This is a genomic window from Desulfosporosinus burensis (assembly GCF_054657535.1).
In genome coordinates this window covers 184,717-209,438 of record NZ_BAAHYN010000009.1, presented here as the reverse complement: position 1 = coordinate 209,438, position 24,722 = coordinate 184,717, and the positions used below count along the sequence as shown (strand labels likewise).

28 protein-coding genes and 3 pseudogenes are annotated in these 24,722 nt (G+C 43.0%); 8 read left to right on the top strand and 23 right to left on the bottom strand.

Translation table 11 applies throughout. The features are described from left to right. Window positions 1-83: 83 nt before the first annotated feature. Together ACYQ3Q_RS17355 and ACYQ3Q_RS17350 are read right to left on the bottom strand one after the other, a co-directional pair. Window positions 84-1,064: pseudogene (locus ACYQ3Q_RS17355) on the bottom strand (acetyl-CoA hydrolase/transferase family protein); the annotation flags it as partial. Continuing rightward, a complete protein-coding gene (locus ACYQ3Q_RS17350; RefSeq protein WP_459929776.1) occupies window positions 1,058-2,524 on the bottom strand; it encodes a 4-hydroxyphenylacetate 3-hydroxylase family protein in 1,467 nt (488 codons plus the stop codon). The gene ACYQ3Q_RS17350 and the pseudogene ACYQ3Q_RS17355, both read right to left, overlap by 7 nt. Window positions 2,525-2,706: 182 nt before the next feature. Between ACYQ3Q_RS17350 and ACYQ3Q_RS17345 the strand changes: the two genes are divergently transcribed. The 4 genes from ACYQ3Q_RS17345 to ACYQ3Q_RS17330 all read left to right on the top strand — a co-directional run bounded on the left by ACYQ3Q_RS17345 (window position 2,707) and on the right by ACYQ3Q_RS17330 (window position 9,328). Then, complete coding sequence (locus tag ACYQ3Q_RS17345; protein WP_459929775.1) at window positions 2,707-3,546, top strand: 3-hydroxybutyryl-CoA dehydrogenase; 840 nt, start codon at window positions 2,707-2,709, stop codon at window positions 3,544-3,546. A gap of 389 nt (window positions 3,547-3,935) precedes the next feature. Continuing rightward, entirely contained in the window at window positions 3,936-6,191 is a 2,256-nt protein-coding gene (locus ACYQ3Q_RS17340; RefSeq protein ID WP_459929774.1) for a bifunctional alpha,alpha-trehalose-phosphate synthase (UDP-forming)/trehalose-phosphatase, read from the top strand. Next, entirely contained in the window at window positions 6,184-7,884 is a 1,701-nt protein-coding gene (locus tag ACYQ3Q_RS17335) for a glycoside hydrolase family 13 protein (protein WP_459929773.1), read from the top strand. Before ACYQ3Q_RS17340 ends, ACYQ3Q_RS17335 begins: the two co-directional genes overlap by 8 nt. 64 nt (window positions 7,885-7,948) lie before the next feature. Beyond that, on the top strand, window positions 7,949-9,328 hold the full coding sequence (locus ACYQ3Q_RS17330; protein WP_459929772.1) for a hexokinase family protein: 1,380 nt from the start codon (window positions 7,949-7,951) through the stop codon (window positions 9,326-9,328). Here ACYQ3Q_RS17330 and ACYQ3Q_RS17325 read toward each other — a convergent pair. The 3 genes from ACYQ3Q_RS17325 to ACYQ3Q_RS17315 form a co-directional block, all read right to left on the bottom strand. Next, entirely contained in the window at window positions 9,264-9,701 is a 438-nt protein-coding gene (locus ACYQ3Q_RS17325) for a rhodanese-like domain-containing protein (RefSeq protein ID WP_459929771.1), read from the bottom strand. The two genes, ACYQ3Q_RS17330 and ACYQ3Q_RS17325, sit on opposite strands and share 65 nt — an antisense overlap. Window positions 9,702-9,905: 204 nt before the next feature. Beyond that, window positions 9,906-10,223 (bottom strand): DUF2680 domain-containing protein, encoded by a 318-nt coding sequence (locus ACYQ3Q_RS17320; RefSeq protein ID WP_459929770.1) that lies wholly within the window; start codon window positions 10,221-10,223, stop codon window positions 9,906-9,908. A gap of 100 nt (window positions 10,224-10,323) precedes the next feature. Further along, window positions 10,324-10,680, bottom strand: coding sequence for a winged helix-turn-helix transcriptional regulator (locus tag ACYQ3Q_RS17315; RefSeq protein WP_459929769.1), 357 nt, complete (start codon window positions 10,678-10,680; stop codon window positions 10,324-10,326). A gap of 228 nt (window positions 10,681-10,908) precedes the next feature. Between ACYQ3Q_RS17315 and ACYQ3Q_RS17310 the strand changes: the two genes are divergently transcribed. Continuing rightward, on the top strand, window positions 10,909-11,484 hold the full coding sequence (locus tag ACYQ3Q_RS17310; RefSeq protein ID WP_459929768.1) for a flavodoxin family protein: 576 nt from the start codon (window positions 10,909-10,911) through the stop codon (window positions 11,482-11,484). Between the two features lie 355 nt (window positions 11,485-11,839). Here ACYQ3Q_RS17310 and ACYQ3Q_RS17305 read toward each other — a convergent pair whose 3' ends face one another. The 3 genes and pseudogenes from ACYQ3Q_RS17305 to ACYQ3Q_RS17295 form a co-directional block, all read right to left on the bottom strand. After that, window positions 11,840-12,061, bottom strand: coding sequence for a hypothetical protein (locus tag ACYQ3Q_RS17305; RefSeq protein WP_459929767.1), 222 nt, complete (start codon window positions 12,059-12,061; stop codon window positions 11,840-11,842). A 6-nt stretch (window positions 12,062-12,067) separates the two neighbouring features. Continuing rightward, window positions 12,068-12,217: a hypothetical protein gene (locus ACYQ3Q_RS17300; protein ID WP_459929766.1), complete on the bottom strand. Its 150-nt coding sequence runs from the start codon at window positions 12,215-12,217 to the stop codon at window positions 12,068-12,070. A gap of 34 nt (window positions 12,218-12,251) precedes the next feature. Further along, window positions 12,252-12,801, bottom strand: a pseudogene (locus ACYQ3Q_RS17295) (MgtC/SapB family protein); the annotation flags it as partial. A gap of 313 nt (window positions 12,802-13,114) precedes the next feature. Here ACYQ3Q_RS17295 and ACYQ3Q_RS17290 point away from each other — a divergent pair. Next, window positions 13,115-14,851 carry an ABC transporter ATP-binding protein gene (locus tag ACYQ3Q_RS17290; RefSeq protein ID WP_459929765.1) on the top strand — a complete coding sequence of 579 codons (1,737 nt, stop codon included), beginning with the start codon at window positions 13,115-13,117 and terminating at the stop codon, window positions 14,849-14,851. A gap of 236 nt (window positions 14,852-15,087) precedes the next feature. Further along, window positions 15,088-15,399, top strand: a complete 312-nt coding sequence (locus ACYQ3Q_RS17285) for a helix-turn-helix domain-containing protein (RefSeq protein ID WP_459929764.1) — start codon at window positions 15,088-15,090, stop codon at window positions 15,397-15,399. Between the two features lie 68 nt (window positions 15,400-15,467). Here the strand turns inward: ACYQ3Q_RS17285 and ACYQ3Q_RS17280 are convergent, their stop codons facing one another. Beyond that, complete coding sequence (locus ACYQ3Q_RS17280; RefSeq protein WP_459929763.1) at window positions 15,468-16,085, bottom strand: TraC-like domain-containing protein; 618 nt, start codon at window positions 16,083-16,085, stop codon at window positions 15,468-15,470. Between ACYQ3Q_RS17280 and ACYQ3Q_RS17275 the strand changes: the two genes are divergently transcribed. Continuing rightward, on the top strand, window positions 16,075-16,293 hold the full coding sequence (locus tag ACYQ3Q_RS17275; protein ID WP_459929762.1) for a DUF8193 domain-containing protein: 219 nt from the start codon (window positions 16,075-16,077) through the stop codon (window positions 16,291-16,293). The two genes, ACYQ3Q_RS17280 and ACYQ3Q_RS17275, sit on opposite strands and share 11 nt — an antisense overlap. A 246-nt stretch (window positions 16,294-16,539) precedes the next feature. Here ACYQ3Q_RS17275 and ACYQ3Q_RS17270 read toward each other — a convergent pair whose 3' ends face one another. From ACYQ3Q_RS17270 to ACYQ3Q_RS17205, 14 genes and pseudogenes are all read right to left on the bottom strand, one after another. Continuing rightward, window positions 16,540-16,734, bottom strand: a complete 195-nt coding sequence (locus ACYQ3Q_RS17270) for a hypothetical protein (RefSeq protein ID WP_459929837.1) — start codon at window positions 16,732-16,734, stop codon at window positions 16,540-16,542. A 208-nt stretch (window positions 16,735-16,942) separates the two neighbouring features. Then, window positions 16,943-17,299: a HepT-like ribonuclease domain-containing protein gene (locus ACYQ3Q_RS17265; protein WP_459929761.1), complete on the bottom strand. Its 357-nt coding sequence runs from the start codon at window positions 17,297-17,299 to the stop codon at window positions 16,943-16,945. Beyond that, window positions 17,289-17,573, bottom strand: coding sequence for a nucleotidyltransferase family protein (locus tag ACYQ3Q_RS17260; protein ID WP_459929760.1), 285 nt, complete (start codon window positions 17,571-17,573; stop codon window positions 17,289-17,291). Before ACYQ3Q_RS17260 ends, ACYQ3Q_RS17265 begins: the two co-directional genes overlap by 11 nt. Window positions 17,574-17,658: 85 nt before the next feature. Then, window positions 17,659-17,820, bottom strand: coding sequence for a hypothetical protein (locus ACYQ3Q_RS17255; protein ID WP_459929759.1), 162 nt, complete (start codon window positions 17,818-17,820; stop codon window positions 17,659-17,661). A gap of 93 nt (window positions 17,821-17,913) precedes the next feature. After that, window positions 17,914-18,156: a DUF6133 family protein gene (locus ACYQ3Q_RS17250; RefSeq protein ID WP_459929758.1), complete on the bottom strand. Its 243-nt coding sequence runs from the start codon at window positions 18,154-18,156 to the stop codon at window positions 17,914-17,916. A gap of 207 nt (window positions 18,157-18,363) precedes the next feature. Continuing rightward, window positions 18,364-18,576: a hypothetical protein gene (locus tag ACYQ3Q_RS17245; RefSeq protein ID WP_459929757.1), complete on the bottom strand. Its 213-nt coding sequence runs from the start codon at window positions 18,574-18,576 to the stop codon at window positions 18,364-18,366. A gap of 106 nt (window positions 18,577-18,682) precedes the next feature. Further along, entirely contained in the window at window positions 18,683-18,910 is a 228-nt protein-coding gene (locus ACYQ3Q_RS17240; RefSeq protein WP_459929756.1) for a hypothetical protein, read from the bottom strand. Then, a complete protein-coding gene (locus tag ACYQ3Q_RS17235; protein WP_459929755.1) occupies window positions 18,903-19,511 on the bottom strand; it encodes a ParB N-terminal domain-containing protein in 609 nt (202 codons plus the stop codon). Before ACYQ3Q_RS17235 ends, ACYQ3Q_RS17240 begins: the two co-directional genes overlap by 8 nt. 33 nt (window positions 19,512-19,544) lie before the next feature. Beyond that, complete coding sequence (locus tag ACYQ3Q_RS17230; RefSeq protein WP_459929754.1) at window positions 19,545-20,306, bottom strand: ParA family protein; 762 nt, start codon at window positions 20,304-20,306, stop codon at window positions 19,545-19,547. 130 nt (window positions 20,307-20,436) lie between these two features. Continuing rightward, window positions 20,437-21,054, bottom strand: a pseudogene (locus ACYQ3Q_RS17225) (recombinase family protein); the annotation flags it as partial. A gap of 84 nt (window positions 21,055-21,138) precedes the next feature. Next, entirely contained in the window at window positions 21,139-22,191 is a 1,053-nt protein-coding gene (locus ACYQ3Q_RS17220; protein WP_459929753.1) for a dipeptidase, read from the bottom strand. Between the two features lie 122 nt (window positions 22,192-22,313). After that, window positions 22,314-22,499 (bottom strand): hypothetical protein, encoded by a 186-nt coding sequence (locus ACYQ3Q_RS17215; RefSeq protein ID WP_459927895.1) that lies wholly within the window; start codon window positions 22,497-22,499, stop codon window positions 22,314-22,316. Next, window positions 22,489-23,793: an IS91 family transposase gene (locus ACYQ3Q_RS17210; protein ID WP_459927896.1), complete on the bottom strand. Its 1,305-nt coding sequence runs from the start codon at window positions 23,791-23,793 to the stop codon at window positions 22,489-22,491. The genes ACYQ3Q_RS17215 and ACYQ3Q_RS17210 overlap by 11 nt, the downstream gene beginning before the upstream one ends. 193 nt (window positions 23,794-23,986) lie before the next feature. Continuing rightward, window positions 23,987-24,715 (bottom strand): aspartate/glutamate racemase family protein, encoded by a 729-nt coding sequence (locus ACYQ3Q_RS17205; protein ID WP_459929752.1) that lies wholly within the window; start codon window positions 24,713-24,715, stop codon window positions 23,987-23,989. Window positions 24,716-24,722 lie beyond the last annotated feature (7 nt).

The following is a 24,722-nucleotide window of genomic DNA, read 5'->3' as shown; positions in this document are numbered from 1 at the left end:
CGGGAGGGTTCTTTGTTTAAATGAAAAAGGATAAGTAAAAAAGCAACTGGTTTTCAGCAATTCGATTCACATATTAATGTTCACAGACTACCACCCACTGCGCTAAATTGCCTAGAACCAATCATTTCAGCATTGACCTGGCCCATTAAGTCCACCTGTATAGCAGAATTAATTGATACCATGTTTTCATGTTGCTCGATCACATAAGGATCATTGACATAGTTGACAGGAAGTATCTCGACATCTGGATTATTATCCACAAAATCATACAGTTTACGTGTTCCCATCAGGAAGGTGGCAATAAATTTTCCAGGATTGATAGATTTCTTCTTATTCGTAATGACACCTGCCTCAGCTAAAGCCACCACACCGTCGGAAAACATTTCTGAGTGAATACCTAAATCCTTTTTATCATTTAAAAACAGCAAAACAGCATCTGGGATTGCCCCTATCCCTAACTGAAGCGTAGCTCCATCTTGAACCAATGTCGCCACGTTTTCACCGATCGCTTTTTCCACTTCCCCGATTTTCGGTGGTTTAAGCTCGATTAATGGTTCATCCTTTTCCACAATAAAGTCTAGTTCAGCCAGATGAATTTTGCTCCCACCGGTTCGGGGCATATTATTATTCATCTGCGCAATGACCAGTTGAGCACACTCCGCAGCTGCCTGAGTATAATCAACCGAGATACCAAAACTACAAAACCCCTGCTCGTCAGGCGGTGTAAGCTGAATCAATGCCACATCGACAGGCAGAATATTATCTTTAAACAACCGTGGGATTTCGGAAAAAAAGCATGGTGTATAGTCCGCTCTTTTCTCCTCAAGAGCTTTTCGCGTTGGTGCTCCGATAAACAGACCATTATGACGAAAACTCTTCTCTAATTCTGGTTGAGCATATTTAGCTGGTCCCATGGCTACCATATGAACGATTTCCACATTATAAACTTCCGGCGCACGATTCACCAAGGCTTCAATCAAGGCGGGCGGTTCACCACAAGCATGCCCTATGACTATTCTATCACTGGATTTAATATTTTTCACAGCTTGATCAGCACTTACGATCTTATCTTGATAAACACTTCTCCAATCCCTGCAATGGCTTTGGCCAGTTCTTTTTTCTGTTCAAGATTACCCTGGCGAGAGATCATGATGCGCTGAGCCTGTGGCGAACCTGCGCCATGCATGGATTCAGTCCGGTAACCGACTGCAGCAGTACCTAAGGTGATATTTTCAACTAAACGGAGGATGCGCATGCGGTCTTCAGTCGGAACTGAGGCCACCCCACAGAAATATTTCTTAACGATCTTGCCGATTTCCGGATGACGTAGATCTTTTTCAGATGGCATGGTAACCATTAAGCCACCAGCGACATCTTCAGCCAAGCGCGCTATTTCATATGGGAAACGAGTTACATTTTGTTTACAAACATTGGCTAATAATAAATTAATAATGTAAGTACCTGATGCCGTTTTATTGCCTTCGGCTGAACAGGCAATCCCGCAGGCGTATAATGTTTCATTAAGATGCATCATCTCTATAAGCTTATCTTTGACGTGAGACGCTTTAGCTGCGCCGTTATAATCAGCGGCCAGTGCTGTCGCCCCAATCAAGACATCACCAACACCGACTTTGCACCCACCATAGCTTTGACGATGGTAACCTGCAAACCGTTCGACCAAAGCACCGCTAAATTCAGTTTCCCCACACATGAACACATTTTCCCAAGGAATGAATACATCATTAAACACCATCAGTGCCTCATGTCCGCCGAACTGTTTATTTCCCACATCAATATCTCCGCCCTCAAGTTTGCGAGTATCACAAGACTGACGACCATAGATATAGACTATGCCTTCTGCATCTGCTGGGGCGACAAAAGAAACAGCATAGTCAGCGTCATCTTTTCCCATAGCGATAGTAGGCATAACAAGAATCCAGTGGGAATTAATCGCCCCTGTTTGATGGGCTTTAGCACCCCGAACGACAATACCGTCTTCCCTTTTCTCAACAACATGCAAAAACAGATCCGGATCTGCCTGTTTGCTGGGCGGTAAATTACGATCGCCTTTAGGATCAGTCATTGCTCCATCAACGGTCCAATCTTCTTCCTGCATATTTAATAAAAACTTTGTGAATCTATCGTGATAAGTTGTTCCCAGTTTTTGATCCATTTCAAAAGTAACGCTGTCAACTGCATTAATGGCATCCATCCCCACACAACGTTGGAAACAGGCAGCTGTTTTTTGCCCTAAGAGGCGCTGCATTTTTACTTTTTTGACTAGATCATCGGTGCTTTGATGCAAATGGCAAAAACGGTTAATCTTCTTTCCAGTAAGATGAGACGTAGCTGTCATTAATTCCTCATACTGTGGATCCTCGGCAAAGGCATAAGTGGCTTTAACGGAATTCATCGAAGGCCTGATTATGGGATGATCAACCGTATTATCCACCAGTTCGCCTTGCAGATAAACTTTAAGATTAAGATTTCGCAAACTTTCTTCATACTCTGCAGCAGTTTTCATTTAATATATATCCTTTTGACAAAACAAGAACTGTTCCTTTTTCTAACAGTGTTTACTCAAAATACAACATATTTCTATACCATCGATCCATGTAAAAATATAGATTGGCACATGAATTGCATAATTGATGTTTAGTCTCTCAAGTTTGGGACAACAAATATTATCAAATATGGAGGTTGATTATGCAAACAATCATGGTCATAGGAGCTGGACAAATGGGTGCTGGAATTGCCCAAGTTGCTGCTCAAGCTGGTTACTTAATCGTACTTAATGATATAAAAGAGGAATTCGTCAATCGCGGCATAGATATGATCACTAAGAACTTTTCTAAAAGCGTTGAGAAAGGGAGACTTGGAAGCAGTCAAAAAGATGCTATATTAGGCCGTATTTCAAAATCGACTTCTTTTCAAGACGCTGTTGCTGCAGATCTTGTAATTGAAGCGGCAGTAGAAAAAATTGAAATCAAAGCTCAGATTTTCTTACAGTTAGATGTTATTTGCCCGGAAGACACTATTTTTGCAACCAACACTTCTTCATTACCTATTACGGAAATTGCAGCATTTACTAAACGTCCGGATAAAGTTATCGGAATGCATTTTTTCAACCCTGTACCAGCTATGAAATTAGTTGAAATAATCCGTGGTTTAGCAACAAGTGATGAAGTCTATAAAATTGTTGAATCAATGAGCCTAAATATGGGTAAGACACCGGTTGAAGTCAACGATTCCCCCGGTTTTGTAGCAAATCGCATCCTTATTCCCATGATCAACGAGGCCATTTACACCCTAAGCGAAGGAATTGCCACAGTTGAGGACATTGATAATGTTTTGAAACTCGGGATGAATCACCCGATGGGTCCACTTGCCTTGGCCGATTTTATTGGGTTGGATACCACCCTTTCAATCATGGAGGTGCTACACCATGGGTTTGGGGACAAGTATCGTCCTTGTCCATTGCTACGTAAGTATGTTAAAGCAGGTTGGCTGGGCCGCAAAACCGGGCAAGGTTTCTATCAATACTAAGTAGAGCACCTGCTCACCGTTATGCGCCAAAAATGTCTCGCCCTCCAGTAACAGCTAAATAGAGATGAAAAATCCTCCTGTAGCCGTGAATTGTTTCGGCAACGGGAGGGCTTTTTGTTTAAGGAGAAACTTTAATTGAAGTTCTTTAGGTATAAAAGATAAGTGAGTATTTTTGGCACCCTATTTTGGGTAGACACAAGGCAACTTAAATGCTATTATTAAGTTGTTAGGTAAACTAAGTAATATTTTTACAAGGTCTTCTTGGTTTAACATTCACTTTAAATCTTCTTAAGATTCGCTACTTACTGTACATAACCTCAGATTGAGGACCTTGCGGAACCGCCTAACGCGGTTCTTTTGTTTTTTATAGAAAGGAAGGAGAAGTGTTTATGAGGTTGCTAATTGTTTCGAACAGGCTGCCGTTGAACGGAGTTCAAAAGGACGGAAAACTTATCTTTGAGCAAAGCGCTGGAGGTCTAGTCTCTGGCTTAAGTGCCTATTTAGATTTGTTGAAAAGCACCTCGGCCCAGGACATCGAATATGTCTGGATCGGGTGGCCGGGAATCACGGTGCCCGACAAGATGCAACCTGAAGTGAAGAGCGTTTTAGGGAATCTCCATGCTTCTCCGGTATTCTTATCGGAAAAGGCTATGGACAAATTTTATCTGGGTTTTTGTAACAAGATCATTTGGCCCTTGTTTCACTACTTCCCATCAAATACAGTCTATGACAAAGAATACTGGCTCCAGTATCAAGACGTTAACAAGATCTTCAGGGATGTCGTGTTGGAAGTAATTAAACCAGGGGATGTCATCTGGGTGCATGATTACCACCTTATGCTCCTGCCGGGCCTGCTTCGGGAGAAACTGCCCGACACCCCCATTGGCTTTTTTCTGCATATTCCCTTTCCATCCTATGAGCTCTACCGTCTGCTGCCATCTTCTTGGGGCCAAGAAATCCTGAGAGGACTCTTGGGTGCCAATCTCATCGGTTTTCACACACCTGAATATGCCCAGTATTTCTTACGCACTGTGCTGCGAATTTTAGGGCATGAACACAAGCTCGGGCAAATCCTGTCCCAGGATCATGCTGTTAAAGTTGACACATTTCCCATGGGCATTGACTATCAACGCTACCACTCAATCCCCAATGGCTCAGAGTTTGTGCAGAATATGCAGGATCTGGAGCAACTATTGGACGGCTTCAAGGCTGTTCTTTCAGTCGACCGCTTAGATTACAGCAAAGGAATCAGCAACCGCTTGCAGGGATACAAGCTGTTTTTGGAGAATAATCCCCAGTGTCGGGAGCAAGTGGTTCTGCTCATGATCGTGGTTCCTTCTCGCGTTGGAGTTGCACATTACCAACAAATGAAGCGGCAGATTGATGAACTTGTAGGCGAAATAAACGGTCGCTTCGGCACGCTTAGCTGGACCCCAATTATTTACCAATACAAGTTTTTGCCGCTTGACTCTCTGCTGGCCATGTACCGACAAAGTGATGTCGCTTTAATCACTCCCCTAAGGGATGGGATGAACTTAATTGCCAAAGAATATGTAGCTGCTCGCACGGATCAAACAGGTGTGCTTATTCTGAGCGAAATGGCCGGTGCCGCCAAAGAACTAGGAGAGGCTCTGATCATTAATCCCAATAACCTGGAAGCTATTGCTGAGGCTTTGCAGCAAGCTTTGGCAATGCCTGAGACAGAGCAGAAAAAGCGCAACCAAGTCATGCAACAGCGACTCAAACGCTACGATGTGGTGCGCTGGTCGGGCGATTTTATTCAGGAACTGTTGCAGGTGCAGAAAGGACAATCCCAGACCCTCCCCCTGAGTCGACACAAACAGACCTTACACACTGGTTTCCGTCGAGCCGACAGACGCTTGCTGCTGCTTGACTATGACGGAACTCTGGTTCCCTTCACAGACAACCCTGAGCAAGCCAAGCCTGATCAAGAACTTCTCGAGCTTCTGAAGGAATTAACGAACACGAATACGGACGTCGTTGTTATTAGTGGCAGGGATAGAGCAACCCTTGAAACTTGGCTGGGTTTCTTAAATATTACCCTAGTGGCCGAGCATGGAGCCTGGATCAAACGTCGAGGAGAGCAGTGGCGTTTGAGTAAACCTCTGGTCAACTCCTGGAAACGTCAACTCCTGCCGATGCTCGAAATGTATGCCGACAGACTCCCGGGCTCATTTATCGAAGAGAAAGAATTCTCTCTGGCTTGGCACTTCCGTCAAGCTAATCCGGAGCTTAGCGCCGCCTGTGCTCGAGAACTCATGGACGGGTTGGTGGCTTTCACCTCCAACGTTGATATTCATATACTACAAGGCAACAAAGTTATTGAAGTCAGGAACTCTGAGGTAACCAAAGGATCGACTGGCCTCTCTTTTGCGCTCACACAAGACTATGATTTTATTCTGGCCATTGGGGATGATACTACGGATGAGGATTTGTTTGCTATTCTCGCACTTGAGCATTCCTGGCCCAGCGGGTTGGCGCCAAATAGGTTTACCATTCGCGTTGGCACAGACAAGTCTCAAGCGAGCTACTTCCTGCCTGATTATCTGGAAGTGAGGAAAATACTTCAAGAACTGGCAGCCGGGGAAGACATAACAATTGAAGGGATTGGCGTGAATGCCTAAAAAAAAGTGGTGGAAAGAAAGCGTTGTTTACCAAATCTATCCCCGCAGCTTTAAAGACAGCAACGGGGATGGCACTGGAGACCTTAAAGGAATCATCTCCAAGCTTGATTACCTACAATACTTGGGGGTTAACGTGCTCTGGATCAGCCCAATTTATCGTTCCCCCAATGTGGATAATGGGTATGACATCAGTGATTACCGGGGAGTCATGGATGAGATGGGTACCATGGCAGACTGGGAGGATCTGCGGGACGGGCTGCACAGCCGTGGCATGAAGTTAGTGATGGACTTAGTCGTCAATCACACCTCAGACCAACACCGCTGGTTTCTAGAGTCCCGCTCAAGCAAAGACAACCCTTACCGCAATTACTATATTTGGCGGCCGGGCAAAGACGGCAAAGAGCCCAATAACTGGTCCTCGGAATTTAGCGGTTCGGCTTGGGAGTATGATGCCTTGACCGAGGAGTATTATTTGCACGTCTTTTCTAAGAACCAACCCGATCTTAATTGGGAAAACAAAACGGTGCGTTACGAAATTTACGATATGATGAAGTGGTGGTTGGATCAGGGTGTTGATGGGTTTCGAATGGATGTAATCAACATGATTGCCAAACACCCCGAGCTACCTGATGCCTCAGCCAAAGACAGTTCTCCTTATCAATGGGGAGGACAGTTCTTCATTAACGGGCCCCGCTTGCAATATTACCTCAGAGAAATGTATACAAAGGTTTTGTCTAAATACGACATTATGACCGTGGGGGAGACCCGTTGGGTTGACGCAGACCTGGCGTGCGTTTTTGTCGATGAGTGTCGCCATGAACTGAACATGCTTTTTCAATTTGAGCTGTTGGAACTGGATTACGGACCGAGCGGCAAGTGGGAGAAAAAAGTCTGGGAACTAGCGGACTTTAAGCGCATCATCAGCGATTGGCAAAAGAAACTCGCCGACATCGGGTGGAACAGCCTCTTTCTAAGCAACCACGACCATCCCCGCATGGTTTCCCGGTTTGGCAATGACACCACCTACAGGGTGGAGTCGGCAAAAATGTTGGCTACGTTGCTTCACACCCTCCAAGGGACACCTTACATTTATCAAGGGGAAGAAATCGGCATGACCAATGTCCGTTTCCCTAGTATTGAGCATTATCGGGACATCGAAACGCTCAACATGTATGAAGAAGGTCTGAAGAACGGCAAAGACCTGAAGGAACTAACGGAAGTCATTTATGAAAAAGGCCGGGACAACGCCCGCACTCCGATGCAGTGGGATAACAGTCCTCATGCTGGCTTTACGGACGGCACTCCTTGGATTCCTGTTAATCCCAATTACCGCGAAATCAATGTGGAGCAAGCTCTGCAAGATCAGAATTCTATCTTGCACTATTACCGCAAGCTCATCAAACTGCGCCGCCAATACCCCCTCTTCGTGTACGGGGATTATCATCTGCTTTTGCCTATGCATTCCAAGATCTATTCCTATCTGCGCCATTGGGAAGAGGAAACCCTCTTGGTCATTCTGAATTTCTTCCAAGAGTGTACATCTTTTACTCTTCCCGAAAAGGTCAGCTTTAAAAGCGGCAGACTGTTGATTGCCAATTACTTGGACACTAAAGCTGAAATTATTGACGAAGACCTTAAGGAACTCGCCTTGCGTCCGTATGAAGCACGCGTCTATTTGCTGAATCAAGCGTAGAGTAGTTGACTAAAAAGCACCTGGAGTTCGGTCACTTTAGAATCGTGCATTAGGAGGATGGAGGATGTGTGTCTTGTTAGAGCAAGTTTTAACTCAACTCGAGAATGAATTATCGATCTCTCAGAATATGATCTTAACGATAGCATCCCGTTTTCAGGAGCATATGGAGCAAGGCTTAATCGGGCTTGGAAGCTCGCTTAAGATGTTTCCCTCCTTTCTCCAGGCTCCGAGCGGCTACGAAGCCGGAACTTTTCTAGCCCTTGATTTTGGTGGCTCGAATGCTCGGGCTGCTGTCGTCGAGCTTAACGGAGCAGGAGATTTTCTGGAATTACATAAGCTTAGCCGGCCTTTGTCAGACCCCGCTTCCGGGCACGACTACCGGGCCGCAAGCGTTACGGCTGAAGAGCTCTTTGATTTCCTGGCAGAGATCATTCACGAAGTGCTCACTCAGTCTCCTGCCAATCCCATACTGAATTCTAGCACTTTAGGAGCACTTCCCCTAGGTTTCGCCTTCTCTTTTCCCTATCGCCAAAGAACGATTGGGGAAGGGCTTCTCCTCAACTGGAACAAAGAAGTCAAGACATCCGGGGTGGTTGGGAAAGATGTTGGTCACTTGCTCTCTGCCGCTCTAGAGCGCCGAGGGCTTGGCAATGTTGTGATCCCTACTGCCATTATCAACGACACTGTGACCACCTTCCTGACCGCAGCCTATCAAGACCCAGGCATAGTAGACATCTCCTCGATCATCGGCACCGGACACAACACCTGCTACCTTGAACAGAAAGCACCCGGCTTTGAGGCTCCTGTCATCATAAACACCGAGTCCGGGAACTTCTCCGACGCTCCTGATACCCTCTACGATCAAAGGCTTGACCTGGAAAGCGATAACCCCGGGGAGCAACGCTTCGAAAAAAAGCTCTCCGGCAAATACCTCGGAGAGCTTTTTCGTCAGATTGTCCTAGATTTATCCCAGCGGGGGCTGCTCAGCTCACTTAATAACCCCCCTGCCCCTTCATGCTGGAACCAAGCTTATTCCATAAGCGGCAAAGACTTGGCCTTAATTCTTACTGAGAAGAACACTCACTCACGCCTTGTGTCAGGAGATGAGTGCTTTGCTCTTCAACGCCTTGCTAATATACTTACAAAACGTTCAGCACGACTAGTAGCGGCCAGCCTGATCGGGGTTATCCGACACCTTGACCCCCACCTCAACCATCCTCACACTGTGGCAATTGACGGTTCCCTGTACAAAGGAATGCCTGGCTACGCCCAGGAATTAACGGCTGCCTTAAGCGAAGCGTTAGAGAGTAAAGCGGGACGGGTCACCGTTAAAATTTCGGCCGGAGGCTCTCTTACAGGGGCAGCCATTGCAGCAGCTATCACTTCTTGCCAGAAACCGTCTTATATGGCCAGCTTATTATGCCGCCCAAATCAAAAACACTAGTATAACCCTGCTTTAATAACATCCTTACAGCAGCTCTACTCCGATTTCCACTCCTACAATAGACGAAAATTGTGGCATGTTTGTCCGGCAATTTCTTGCTCGCGTCCCTTCCCAAAACACTTAAAGGAATCAATGTGCCTCTGGGGATGTGATTTTCGATATATTCCTCTTCGGTTCTAACATCCAGAAGAATGATTCCTTTTTCCGTATCTATTCTCTTTTTCGCTTCTATAGGGTCGATTCTTAATTTTCTTACCCCTGAGTCCTTCATATATGTCCAGATTAATAGTACTCCAACTAATAGAATTACTGCCGATATTGTCTGGTTCATATTCGAAATTCCTCTCTCCCATAAATTATCATACAATGTCATTATACCCTCCCAAGGTATACTGGCATTGTAAGGTGTGCTGTTATTTTTGTCAAATGTAATTTTTTCATACCCTAAACCAAATATCGCGGGTGGAAATGAATATTCGGCTATGATGAGTATAATTAAGAGGAGCGAACCCCTAAATTTCCTAAGGGTTCGCTCCTTTAATGTTGTTATCCGACAGTGAATCAGTGGTGAATGAGTTTACTCTGTTTTCTGAGCATTAGAGGGTTTACGACCGCAGCCTTTTTTGTGCCCAAAACCATGAAATTCGCCTTTGTCGATATCCTGTTCAATTCTTTGTTGACGTTCTTGCATGGCGTTCTTGATTTTTTCGGCTTTTGTTTGATCCAGTATTCCTGCCTCGACTTCCTTATCAATAATCTGAGTTTTAATGCTGTTCATTTGCTGAGTGAGAGCTTTAATCTCCTTTAATTTAGCTTGATCAACAGCCCCGAAGGCAGGCACGGCGCTTAGAACCAACAAAGCCAAAGCCAAAATGCTTGCAGCCAGTCTTCTCATTTGCCAGTCCTCCTCATTCATTTTTTTGCCGGAAACATTCTTAGAATGCCCAATTACCGTGTGGGTTATTATTATGATTACATATTCTTCAGTTTTTACTCTAGGTCAGTTTCTTTACCTGCTCAATTTGTTCAGCTTCGTCAGCGTAGTTCTGTCCCCATTTACACATGGTATCCAAAATGGGCAGGAGGCTCTTACCGGCTTGAGTCAATGAATACTCGACTTTAGGCGGAATTTGTGTATAAATGAATCGCTTGACTAATCCACTATCTTCCAGTTCTCTGAGCTGTTGAGTCAACATTTTCGGAGTGACATTGGGAAGCGTTTTTCTCAGTTCACTGTATCTTAAGGTTTTATCCGCTAAATGCCAAAGAATAAGTGCTTTCCACTTTCCACCAATAAGGGCCAACGTCAATTCCATTGAACATTGATATTCGTTATTTTTGAACTTGATCATTTCGTCTCACTCCTTAGCATAGTGGTAAATAAATTAAACTTTAGTTTCGCACCTTCTGAATTCTAATCTTGTTCACAAAGCCATTGCAATATTTACTATAACCATTTTAACTCAAGGTATACCATTAGATACTATAGTACAAAGAGGTACGTACTTGTCAATTATTATTATATCGTTTAATATTATATTTACAATTACTTAAGCTAAAAAAATAAGGAGTGTTCGAATATGAAAGTTGTAGCATTTAATGGCAGTCCGCGGGTTAATGGCAATACCGCACAAAGCCTCAAAATTGTCTTGGCGGAATTAGCAAACGAAGGAATCGAGACGGAAATCGTCCAATTGGGTGGGCGTAAAGTCTTTGGCTGCTTGGCCTGCGGCAAATGTCGTGAAAATAAAGATAACCGGTGTGTGCGCAAGGACGATGAGATGAATAGTTTCATTCAGAAAATGGAAGAAGCCGATGGCATCATTATCGGTTCACCCACCTACTTCAGTAATGTGAGCACGGAAGTGAAGGCCCTGATCGACCGTTGTGGCTATGTATCAAAGTCTAACGGAGGTGCCTTATTAAGGGGAAAAGTAGGAGCTTCGGTCGTTTCAGCGCGTAGAGCAGGATCAACCTTTACCTACTCGGCTATCAACTTCTTCTTTGGTATAGCAGAAATGATCATTTGCAGTTCAAATTATTGGAACATGACTTTATCCCGTGACCCAGGCGATGTGCAAAATGATACTGAAGGCGTCCTAACCTTCCAAACCCTTGGTAAAAACATGGCCAAACTCTTAAAACAGGTTCGCTAAGTTGAAAGTTAAGCTTTGCTTCGAATCCATGGGAATCTCAAGCTAATAGTGTAAAATGAGCCCTCCATTTGACGTGCGCCAGCAGGGCTCATTGCTTATGCAGAGGATTTCATTCAAGTGATTCAACTAGGGAGAAGAAAGCAAAGACCAATTGTTAGAACAAAAATTGGAGACAGAATTTGATGCTTGGCTTCAAGAACGCGTAGCAGAGTATAACATCGAAAACTATCTGACCAAGAATTAACGATATCACAAAGAAGAGACGTTATTTACTCGTCTCTTCTTTGTGATACGTCAAACAGTACATATTTGCTTTTCTTCTCTATCTTTATTAAAAGCTGATTTTTCTGGGTGGTTAGCCAGAGAAATCCGATACAATTATCTCTCCATGTTCAACAAAAAAGATTTCAAAGATAGGATTATCCGCTGATTTGCAAAGCCCTTTTACCATTGGATTACTTTCCAGAATTTTTTCTTTCATACCTAAATCTTGACTGAAAATTACTTCACCGGATAACCTAACTGTTACCATATCTTTTGATGTTGATGTGAATTCAATAAAAGGAATTTCTTTCATTTGATTTTATACATCTTTAGTGTTTGCTGTACAAAAATAAAACTTGCCATTTTCCGCCATCATAAATCCCCATGGCCTAACCCTTGGTTTTTCATTAGCAATTGTTGCCAATGAACCCATGCGATTTTCATTTAGAAATCCTAGTACTTTTTCCATTTTTAAACCTCCAAATAGATTTTGAGTTGATTAATCAACCTAGTATGATAATATTGTATATATAAAAGGGAGTTCTCAATGTATATTCAAACGTTTTTTTGTTTTGTTCTTCTTGTAATAATTTCATAGAAATATTACGAGCCATTATTTTGTGTGATTCTAAAATACGATTGATGTCCTGGATCGTACAAGTACTATTGACTGTAACGACTCTAAAAATTTGCTTACCTCTGAAAAAATAGGTTTCAATGGAACGCTCTAATGTAATGAAAACTAAAACTGTAACAAGGAACGATGAATAGTAAAATCCTGCTCCTGCGGCCAATCCAATCGCTGAAACAACCCAAAGAGAAGCGGCGGTTGTTAATCCTTTTACTGATACCCCATCTCTTAAAATGGTTCCGGCTCCTAAAAAACCGATACCTGAAACGACTTGAGCGGCTAAGCGAGCAGGGTCTCCCGTTGAGGGAAAATCAGAAAATCCATAAAATCGATAAAACCATAATTAGAGCGGAACCTAAGGATACTAGGATATAAGTTCTAAAGCCTGCTGGACTTTCATGTCGTTCTCGTTGAAAGCCAACTCTTATTTTGGGGAATATAGGTACTCCATCCCATCTTCACCTAATCTTATAAAATAATGCATTATTATTAAGAAGTCAGTCTAAAAACTATGACTCTGAACTCATTGAACTCGATGGGGCGTGATGATGACAATCAGCCCATCTGTTGTTACAATATAGATAAACTTTAAGGGGTCTGCAGTACCCTGACTGTGAAGAAGAAATGATGGGTTAAACGAAAGGAAGAAAGCCCGAAGCGGTCGGACTTTCTTCCTTAAATTAGTTTCTCTTCATAATTAAACGAATAAGGTAGAAGGCGAGTGGTATCCTTTTCATGACTATTCTCAAGAAATTTATCAAGTATTATAAACCCTACAAATTCCTTTTTTATGCAGACATGGTTTGTGCAATACTTGTCTCTATCGTAGATCTGGCCTTTCCTCAAATCCTTAATTATCTGACTAAAAACTTATTTAACCAAGATAAAGCAATCATAATGCAGGCTATAGGATTCGTGGGCTTAGCCTTGCTGTCTATGTACGTGCTTAAGTATTTCTGCCAGTATTTCATCATCTCCTGGGGCCACATTATGGGCGCGAGGATGGAAGCAGATATGAGGAAAGATCTGTTCAACCATTTTCAAAGGTTATCCTTTTCCTATTATGATCGCAACAATACCGGGGAAATGATGTCCAAATTAGTCGTAGACTTATTTGATATATCCGAACTTGCTCATCACGGGCCAGAAAATGTTTTTATCTCTGCTCTGAAGATCATTGGTTCCTTTAGTATCTTAATGCTGATCAATGTCCAAATGACCTTGATTTTATTAGGGATCACGATGATCATGGTAGTCTTCACCATTTATAAAAATATAAAGATGGCTCCTAGCTTTGCAGATAGCAGGGTGAAAATTGCTGCTGTAAATTCTGGCCTTCAAGATAGCCTGTCTGGGATTAGAGTTGTAAAATCCTTTGCCAATGAACACGTGGAAAGGGAAAAATTCCATAAGAGTAATCACGACTTTTTGTTTTCCAAAGTTAGAATTTACAAATTAATGGGCAGTTTCCACGCTTGGAATTCGTTTTTTGAAGGGCTACTCTATGTTGTGATCATTGTTTCCGGGGGTGTATTTATCGCCAATGGTTCGTTGAGAGTTTCTGATCTGGCTATTTATGTCCTTTACATTAACCTCTTTATCAATCCGATAGATGTATTAATAAACTATACGGAATCGTTTCAAAAAGGGTATGCTGGGTTCAAGCGATTTATTGAGGTTTTGGAGACACAGCCGGATATTGTGGACAAAGCAGGAGCTAAACCCCTCACAGATGTTAAAGGAGAGATTGAATATAAGAATGTATCTTTCCGCTATGACGCAGATTCCAATGTTTTAGATAATGTAAGCCTAACGATCAAAGCGGGCAAAAACATTGCCCTAGTCGGACCGTCCGGCGGAGGAAAAACAACCTTATGTTCGCTCCTGCCCAGATTTTATGACGTAACAGCCGGATCGATAACTATCGATGGTAACGATATCAAGGATGTGACGCTAGAGTCTCTACGAAACGCGATCGGCATTGTGCAGCAGGATGTCTATATGTTTGACGGTTCAATCAAAGATAATATAGCCTATGGCAAGTCAGGAGCTACTGATGCCGAAATTATCGAGGCCGCCCAACAGGCCAATATTCACGAGTTTATCTTGTCCCTTGACGATGGGTATGACACCTATGTAGGGGAACGAGGGGTCAGACTTTCCGGCGGTCAAAAACAAAGGCTATCAATCGCCAGAGTGTTTTTAAAGAACCCTCCGATTCTAATCTTAGACGAGGCTACGTCATCCCTTGATAATGAAAGTGAAAAATACATCCAAAAGTCCCTTGAAAAACTCTCTAAGAATAGAACCACCATAGTAATTGCCCACAGGCTGAGCACGATAAAAAATTCAGACGAAATCGTCGTAGTCACCGATGAAGGCATCCAAGAAAAAGGCAGTCATAAACAGCTGCTCGAACAGGCCGGAATCTATGCTCATTACTACAACATGCAATTTGAAGGCTTAGAGTAAAGACTACCTGCAAGCCTTAACAGAGGCTGACAAGGCAAAACAGCAGGCAGGCTTTATATTAATAAGCATCGTCATTTTATAGCAACCACCTTTCTCATAATAATAAGGAATTAAAGCATATATCTTCTTACAATATATGCAATACGTTTCCCTATGTCAACAGAAACATATGCTGTAATTCCGTATAATGAACTGATGTATTGTCTATAATCATATATACAAGGTGGTGAATTGTAATGTATGAGGATTTGTTTTACGAAAGATTAACCAGGCTCCGCACACAAAAAGGGGTTTCCGCAAGGGATATGAGCCTGTCTTTAGGTCAAAGCGAAAGCTATATCAATAAAATTGAGAACAAAAAGTCGCTGCCGTCCATGACAGGATTTTTTTATATCTGCGAATATCTGAATGTCCCTCCAAAGGATTTCTTTGATGACGAAGTAAGCTTTCCGACAAAATTAAATGACTTAATTGATGAGTTAAAGAAGCTAAACGATGGCCAGTTGGAGCATCTTCTGGCTATTATTAAGGACATAAAGACAAAGTGAGAAAAGCAGGCTGCATATCAATATACCAATACAGCCTGCTTCTTTTTTTATCTCCCTGACGCTCTGTTTCAGGATGGCCTTCTGCATGTCCGTGAGGCTGGGCAGGTAGAGATTGAAGAATATCTCCAGATTCTTAACATGGAGCGCCGCACAATATTCTGCTGTTCCAAAATTTCGCAGCCAATCCCGCAGTCGTCGAGGTTTCCCGCAAAATCCTTTGCCTTCACCAGCAACTCCTTTTCGGCGCCCTCGTCGGCTTTCTCCCACAGGACGATGTAAAGCTGGCGTTCCACCACCTCGCCGGACAGGGCAAAGGTGGTCATCTCCAGGATTTCCTGTTTGAGAAGTTCTTTTTGCTTGGGGTCGGAGGTGGCAAGCGCCGCCGACAGCTCGGAGATCAGGGGCGTAATGTCCACCGGACGGGATACGGCAAGAAATTTAAAGGGGTGCTGTATGCCGGACATGCTCGCTGTGAGCTGCTTGACCAACTGATGTTTTTCGCCCTTGCTGAACAGGTCGATGGTGATGGGGTTTATTTTCAGATAACAGAGTACAAGCTGGTCTCTTGTGTAGAGATATTTGCCTTTGATATCCTTGACGTTGACAAACTCATTGGCTGTCTTTCGCTGGCCGTCCGCTGCCGCAGCCTGTTTTTTCCTTTTGTCCGACAGCCTGATGTACGACAATTTGCTAAGCGGTGGTCTGCGCTCCAAAATGGGCTCTCTGACCCACAAAAACCTGCCCTTCTCCATGTTCCTAGAAACCCCGGACTTGGGTTTTACCGCCTATTCCGGTGCAACGGATCAAAGTCAGTCCAACGACACCATCATTGCCGAGTTGGGGCTTCAAGGAAATCGCAAGCTGGATAACGGTGATATTGTTGCGGGGACTTAGGGAGCCGGAATTATATACAGTCCAAGAGGTCGAGGACGCGAGCTATTTCAGCGTTAAATCTTACAATAGCAGTGACGACTTCTTTAAGGCTCTTTTTAATGACGAAGATGAGGACGAAGACGAAATGGAGCTATAATTAGCCGGGCTTTCGGGTCTGTACCTAAACGGGTGCTGCTCTTTTTTTATCTGGAGGTGGTTACGCCTGGGGCATAGAAGCATATTCAAATCGGTAGATTGCGAAGGCATTCAGGAAATCGAAGAAAGCGAGGTGGAAATGGCTTGATTTTTCCAATCATTATGATTATGGTGTGCGCTGCCCTGGGAGGCGGCGCTTTTCTTTTCATGGGGTCGATCTTCGGCAGCTTTGCCTTCGATGAGCCTAACAATCTCAAAAAAGAGGCCACTTCGTTCTTCGGCAAGCCCCCGCTGGCTGCCAGCGATGCTGATATCCTGGCAGGGGAATCCGGCTGGCTTTCGTGTAGAAAAAATTTACACGATATAGAAAATTTCCTTTGAGATACCCCCATAGCTTTGGCTTATAAAGTGTGCAAGCCATTGATTTTACCTGCCTTTCTTCTAAATTTGGGTACAAAAAAACACGATCAAACATTACTGTTCAATCGTGTTAATTTTAAATAGTGTTTTCTGTTTAAACTTCTTTCAGCAAGTCCTCAAGTTGTTTCATTAGCGCCGGAACCTCTTTTTGGGATAAATTCCAGACAAGCTCCATTCTTAATTCGCCATACCCGTGTGCTACGATATTTCTAAGATCAACGATATTTCTAAGATCAACGATCTTTCGCCACTGGATATCCTTGTAATCCGTCCACAACTCCTTCGTCAATGCGTTGGTATGCTCGCCAATGTTAAGGAGCGACATTGCTGTTGCCTTCTGGTAAACATCATTTTCGAGGAATCCTTTTTCACCGATTTCATTAGAATACCTTATAATGTCTTTGCATTCGGATATGATCTTTTTCAGTAATTGAATATCCCTATGCTTCATATATCCTTACCTTCTTGTTAATGGTTAAATAGCTATTTTCCTTTAAGGGGCCGGCAACCACATCCACCTTGGTGTTCAATTTCTCTTGAATATCAAGCTTAAGCCCGGACATATCAAATAAACTTGCAACTTTTTCATCAAAGTATACAAGTAAATCCACGTCTGAATCCTCTGTATCCTCACCACTTGCAAATGAGCCAAACAAGTCAATGCTAAGCACCGGATACGCAGGTGCAACCTGAACGACCGCATCTCGAATATCTGTAATTGTCACGCTTTATCACCTCTTAAAGGCCTTAAACAAAATTAAGGCGATGATTAAATATCTGATTACATTATACCTTTAAAACTGGTCACAGTCAAAAAGGAATATGCCTCGAAAGGCTTTTTGCTTCGATCCACTGGTTTACCTCCAGCATTGGCAGAAGGTTATCTGTTATCATATACCTGTCGATAGCCCTGCCGTTCTCTGTTTTAAACTTAAACTTCTTAAGCTTAAACCGTTTGTTTTCCATCTGCATAATATTTCAACTCCTATCATTTGAGATAGGAGCAGTATATCATGCTGAAATGAACGTCAGAGATACGCAAACCAAAAGCACACCTTATTTGTTTTAGCCTTGGTAATTGAAGATTTCCTTTATTTTTTCTGAAAGCATTGGAAGGATGGTCAAGCCAAACAGTAGATACAATCCCGCAAGGACTAAAGCTCCCAAAACTACGCTGATCATTACATTGATAGCAAGGTCAATCATTCCTGACCCACTTCTGTCTGTCAGGATGCCTCTGACAGAAACCATTCCCTTCATCATATTTACTCTAAACGCTCTAAAAAGCGGTTCGCTCAATTCTTTCATGGCAAGTATCACTCCTTTCCCAATTGCTCTCGCGTTTTTTTACGTTTTTAAAAAATAAAATACCCCGGCTTTTGCGCTAGGGCATATTCTATGGTGGTGAAGGCCAGGATCGGGGTACCATCGTCTCCTTTCCACAGGTTTTATAATTCACTTACCCGACAAGTAAATTTTATCCAGTAAGTGACTTATTAAGTGTCATTCTGTAAATTACGCTATTTGCTCTTTAGAATTTTTTGCCGATATGAAAGCCGCCATCAGTAGTTGAGGAACCAAGCACACAATAAAAATGATTGCTAAGGCTTTAGGGACATTCTCAAACCCGTCATAGCTGCCATTTACTCCGTGGTTGTACATATAACAATTAATTTGGGTGCCTACCACTAATAGAAAAAGTCCAGCAAAGCTCGTTACAGTCGACACCAGACCAATTTTAACACTTCTACTGATTCGACATAAGACAAGGAAGCTAATGACATTTGATGTTGTTAACATGGCAGGTTTGGAAAAATACCATTCGAGGGCATCGTCAACGATTCTCTCGATCTCGCTCGCCTTTGTGTCCGCCGGAAAATACTTGGAATAGACTTTGTACTTGATTTTGACAGGGGGCGGAGTAGTTGCGGAGCATATCGGTCTTTTTCATATCGACTTTATACTCGTTCTCCGTCAAAACCTTATTAACCTCTACTTGTTCAGCTTCTGCAAGATAAGAGAGGTCGACTGCGCAACGGATAGAAATTTCACTGTTATCCACACGTATTTTCAGGTCGCTGTCCAGCCAGCCCGACTTTATCTCTGCTTGTCAACTTCTGCCCCACTGGGGCAGAAGTTGCGACTTCCTTGATTTCATGGGATTTTTCAAGCTTAATAAGCTCTGCAATAATATTGTTGCGCTTACCCTGGGAGAACATTTTTGAGTGCCGCAGAGCAAGTACCGCCGCCTTTTCAGACGGTAGCATGTCGGCAAAGGAGCGCTGCATGACATTGGTTTCAATGACATACATCCACGCTTCTTCATCCGACAGGTTGTCCTTGATGATAAAGTCGCCTTCATCAAGCGCTGCCAGCGTACCGGCGTTCATGCGGTTGTGCCCCGCAAGCATTTCATATCTTCCGTTATCCTTGGTGCGGGCAATCATCGGGGTCAGAATACCATAATTGCTGATGCTTGCAATCTTATCGTCCAACCGCTCACCGCTGTATAGGCGAAAAGGGTGATTGGGGTATGGGTCCACTTGAGAAAAATTCAAGCGAACTACACCACTTTTTATATTGGTTGGCTGGATCTCCGGCTCCACTGCCATAAGCAGCTCGTCCATTGATTTAATCCGTTTCGGTGCGGGTCTATCCGGCATATCCAATCAACTCCTTTGCAAATTCCATATACGTCAATCCCTGCCTTGGATTTGGGCTCGAATTCCAAAATGCTCAAATCCGCAACGGTTGGCTTCGCCCACTCTGATAGAACGGGGAATAGAGGTTTTGAAAACTCTCATGCCTCCCCGGTATGCTTCATTTACCTCCGCGCAGACTTCTTTGTGCAGATTGGTCTGCATATCGCACATGGTCAGCAGGATACCCTCAAATTCAATTTTAGGGTTAATCCTGCGCTTGATTTTAAGAATGGTTTTGGTCAGGTCTTGAAGCCCTATGGTAGCGTAGAATTCAGGGTTGATCGTGATGAGAACGCTGTCGGCGGCGGAAAGAGCATTGATTGTCAGCGGGCCCAGGGAGGGATTTGTATCAATGAGGATATAGTCATAATCCCTACGTAAAGGCTCCAGGATACTGAAAAGCAATTTTTCGCTTCCCATCTCCATCCACAGATTGGATTCAACCACCGACAGATGAATGTCGTTGGGGATAAAGTCAATCTTCCCGCGCTGCTGAATATATTCGCTCTTGGGCGGTAGTTCTTCCTCGTCCATTGCCATTGTCATCAAGTTTGCCATCGTTGTGCGTATTTTAGGGATATCCCTGTTTTCATTTTCATCTTCCACCACAAGAGAAGCCGTTAAATTGGATTGGGGATCGTAATCCACTGCCAAAATTCGATAGCCTAATTCAGCAAGAGAATAGGCAAGATTGCGGACACTTGTTGTTTTTGATACACCACCTTTCTGATTCGCAACCGGTACTATTTTACACATTTTCAATTGCCTCCTTATCATTAAAATTGCTGATGTTTGCCCCCTGAAAAGGGCATAAAAATAGGCATAAATCGGTGGAAACCAGCTTGTTTACTGGGTTCTGCTGATTTATGCCTATTATAACTCACGCATTAGTGAGGATACTTTCCACGGTGCTTGCCTGCCACTTGGATTTTCCGGATGGTGTCGGGATGGCTTTTGTGGTCAGCAGCCTGGCAATGCCCGTAGGCGTTTTGCCCTCAAGGAAAAGCCTATAAATCATGGGGACGACCTTTGCCTGTTCCTCCACAATCTTCGGAAAACCGTCCTCGCCCTTTTCGTAGCCGAGGAACTGCTTATAAGGCAGGCTCACCTTGCCGTCTGCGAATCGCTTTCTTTGTCCCCATGTTACATTTTCGGAGATGCTCCGGCTCTCTTCCTGTGCCAGGGAACTCATAATCGTTATAAGTAATTCGCCCTTGCTGTCAAGGGTATAAATGTTTTCCTTTTCAAAATAAACCTCAACACCTTTTTCTTTGAGCTGTCGGACAGTGGTCAAGGTGTCCACGGTGTTTCGGGCGAAACGGCTGACCGACTTTGTGAGGATAAGGTCAATTTTGCCGTCCAAGGCATCCTTTATCATGCTCTTAAAGCCGTCTCTGTTTTTCGTGCTTGTGGCTGAAATACCCTCATCGGTATATACTCCAACAAAATCCCACTCGTCATTTGCCTGTATGTGCCGGGTATAATAATCGACCTGCTTCGAGTGTATAAAAAAGATAATTTTAACTCAAAACTTTTTTACTATATTTGAGTAAACAATAAGGGTAATTTTTCTATATCTATTTAAAATTTATTTAAACCTGTCCTTGAAGACTCTTAAGAAATTCTGACCCAAGATTTGGTGAATCTGACTTTCTTTTAAGCCGGTTGCTAGGAGTGCTTCAATAAATTTATTCAAGTCCTTATGTCCCTTTAACACATCAAAGGGAGTGGGGGACATAGTTTTTATTGTTAAGGGAGAAAGATATGCCATAAGTGATTCACAAAAGTCAAAGCCTAGACCAACATGTTCCGCTCCCACCAGTTTTACCATGTGGCTTACATGTTTTACCAGATATTCTAAAGTGGCATCCTCAGGTTTATCGGCTACGATTAAATTTGCGGCGTTTATGCCAATAACGCCGTTTTTCTCAGCTATAGACTGGATTTGCTGGTCAGTAAGATTTCGCATGGTGCTTGCTAGTACTCTACAGTTAGAATGGGAGGCGATAATAGCAGATTTTGAGAATTTAATGATATCCCAAAAACCCTCATCATTTAAATGGCTTACATCAACCAACATGCCGAGCTGATCCGCTTTTTCAATCAGTTTTAGCCCAAAATCAGTAAGCCCCCCTTTGGTACCGGTTTTTACTGCGCTAAAATGGCACCCATCTGCCGCAAAGTTTCTCCGACTCCAAACCAGGCCAAGGATTCTCACTCCTAGTTCATAGAAAATCTTCAGCAAGCTTAAATCATTATATAAAGGTTCAACTCCTTCAAAAGAAAGAAGGATTCCTAATTTATTATTCTTGATCGCCTGTTCAATATCATGAAAACTCTTGCATAATACGAACTTTCCGGAAGATTCGTCTATTTCTTCGTACAAAGCACTAATTTGTTGGAGTGCTCGTCTTAATGCCATTTCAGGTAAAAACTCATCATCAATATATAATGAGGCGACAACAACGTTGACGCCACCCTCGATCAAACTTGGCAAATAATCGGTTTCAATTACTTTTCTTTGCCCATGCTGTCTTTTCCTAACAACATCAAATAGGAGATCAAAATGGGCGTCAATAATCACACAGTCTTTTTGTATTTTGCTTACTAACTCCGGCAGTTTATTTTCTGATAAAAGCATGTTTTTTCCTCCATTCCCACAACGTATATACGGGGATATATTCATTGTCAGTTACTATTATCCTTTTTATACTTTAAACCTTCGAAAAGTAAGAAAAACCGAGGCTGCGGCCTCGGTCCTTTTTATTGTTCTTGGATATCCGAAATTTTGTATTCATAACCGTGGAGTCCCCTATAATACTCTGGGTACATATCCCCTCCACATTTCTCACAGTTAAACTGCGGAGGAACGGTTGGATCACCATCATCCATAGCATCAAAATTCCTTACGACTTCTAACGGTATTTTCTCTTGCTCATTACACTGCAAACAAATGTAATTGACAGAACTGTTCTCGATCGGCATTCTTCTCTGGTTTTGTGAATTCTTCTTTTTGTTGGGTTTTCGTTGTTTTGATACCGGTGATATTGTAAATCATCCTTTCCAGGCAAGCTCTTGCTACCTCATCACTTGCATACTTTATTGCCAATTGTCCATCTTTTAGGCAGACTTCTCCCTTGTACTCATAATAACACTGACAATGCGGACATACCATTGGATCTTTTCCTGTCTGCTCTTTTATCCGTTGCTCCCATTTTCTTCGTTTTACTATCTTTTTAACCTTTACGATCCATCGTCTTACTTCTTTTTGCCAGACTGAGATTAGTTTTTTACAACGTGCTTTGATTCTTCGGGAATACACACCATAATAACGGATTGTTTTAAATTGCTCATCCGGAATGTGTACGATTAATCGTTTTATAAACTCTTCAACTGTTAGTGTCTCCCGTTTCTCTTGTCCATCTTTTTTGTCATGATATCGATAGGTTACATATTGGCCGTCATATGCCTCGATCCGATGTAACGCTATTGCGGGTCGACGAATATAACGACCGATATATCCTAATTGAACTTTCACATTTCCCTTTTGCTTCGGAGCATAAACATAAAAGCCTTCTCCATTGGCTGAATAGGCTTTCTGTAAAAGATGTTGGATCTTCTTCTTTTCTGCAACGTTTAAATTGCTGCGAATTAGCTTCAAAACTACGGTCTGCCATTGTTTACGCAACATTGGAAAAGGTATATAGTCGTATACCTTCCACTCCCCATTTTTCTTCATTCCGCCCATGCTTACTAGCATATGAACATGAGGATTAAAGTTCATCTGAGCCCCAAACGTATGTAGCCCCGCTATGATTCCTGGCGTTATTTTAAATTTCTTCTTAAACCACTCTTGAATTATCCCGACCGCCTCATCCATAAGAGGTTTAAGTAACTGTCGATGCCTCTGAAATATTTCTCTTAATCCTTCATCTATCGTAAACACGACATGTCGATGATTTACCTGAAGAACGTCTTCTGCCATCATTCGGCTCCATTCCTCAGTTTCACCACTTGAACACGTTGTGCAAAATCTTCCTTTACAACGGTACGGAACGATCCGTAGATCATGGCAGCCTTCGCAAACTAATAGCTTAAACCCATTTTTGGGATTGCCACAATTCCGGAATTTCTCGACTTCTTTAATAACAATTGCTCTTATACGATCTCCGTACTTTTCGACAAATCTATCCCAGTGTCTCTCGTCGTCAAAAAAAATCCGCCTCAAAATGTTATTTTCCATGACTTCATCATACCAAATTCGCAAGTAAAGGGGTACCCTCAAAACTTATACTTTCTGATACGTTAAAGAAAACTTGGCTGGCGCCAAGCTTCAGCGCAGGCGGCCGCCTTAGTTGCACTTATGCTTACCAGAAATTTATACTTTCTGATAGTATAAAAAAGGGTGCCGTTTATATAGGCACCCTTTAGTCTTTTTATTCTCCCCACCATTTTCGAGCTTTCATTCGTACTGGCATGTAAGCGAGTTTACTGGGCCGTAGACCTAAGGAAACAACTGCTTCGGTCATTCGAAGAGCGGCAGCAAAAGCGTCGACTACCGGAATATCATAACCTGTTTTTTTCAGTCTATCCATAACTTCGTTGGCAACTCCCATCATACCGGTACAACCAAGTACAATAACTTGAGCGCCGTTTTGCTTAATTGCCTCTACACTTTGTTCAAATAGAGCGTCCTTTAATTTTTGAATATCAGAAAGTTCTAACACTGGAATATCTACGTGGCGCACGGCGACAACCCGATCCTTTAAACCTGCCTTAGCAATCAAGCCATCAATCATGGGAATAACTTCTGGCAACACGGTGACAATTGCAATTTTGTCTCCCAGACCAGATGCGATCAGCATCGGAGGTTCAAACCCCCCAAATACTACCAGATTAGTGGTTTCCCGAGCAGCTCGAACACCGGGATCCCCAAAACAATCTAGGATTGCACCGTCAAAACCTTCTTCTTCTGCCTTTTTTACCTTGTGCAAAATATCCGGAACTGCAAGTGCTTCATCATACTCAGACTCGATTGAGGCAGGACCATAGTCCAGACTCTCCACATCATATTCTACCCCTGGGGTAGCCAAAGATGCTACTTCCCGACGCACTTCGTCGTTGAATGAGGTTCCGATTAGCGGAACAATTACTTTGATTTTCATAATATAT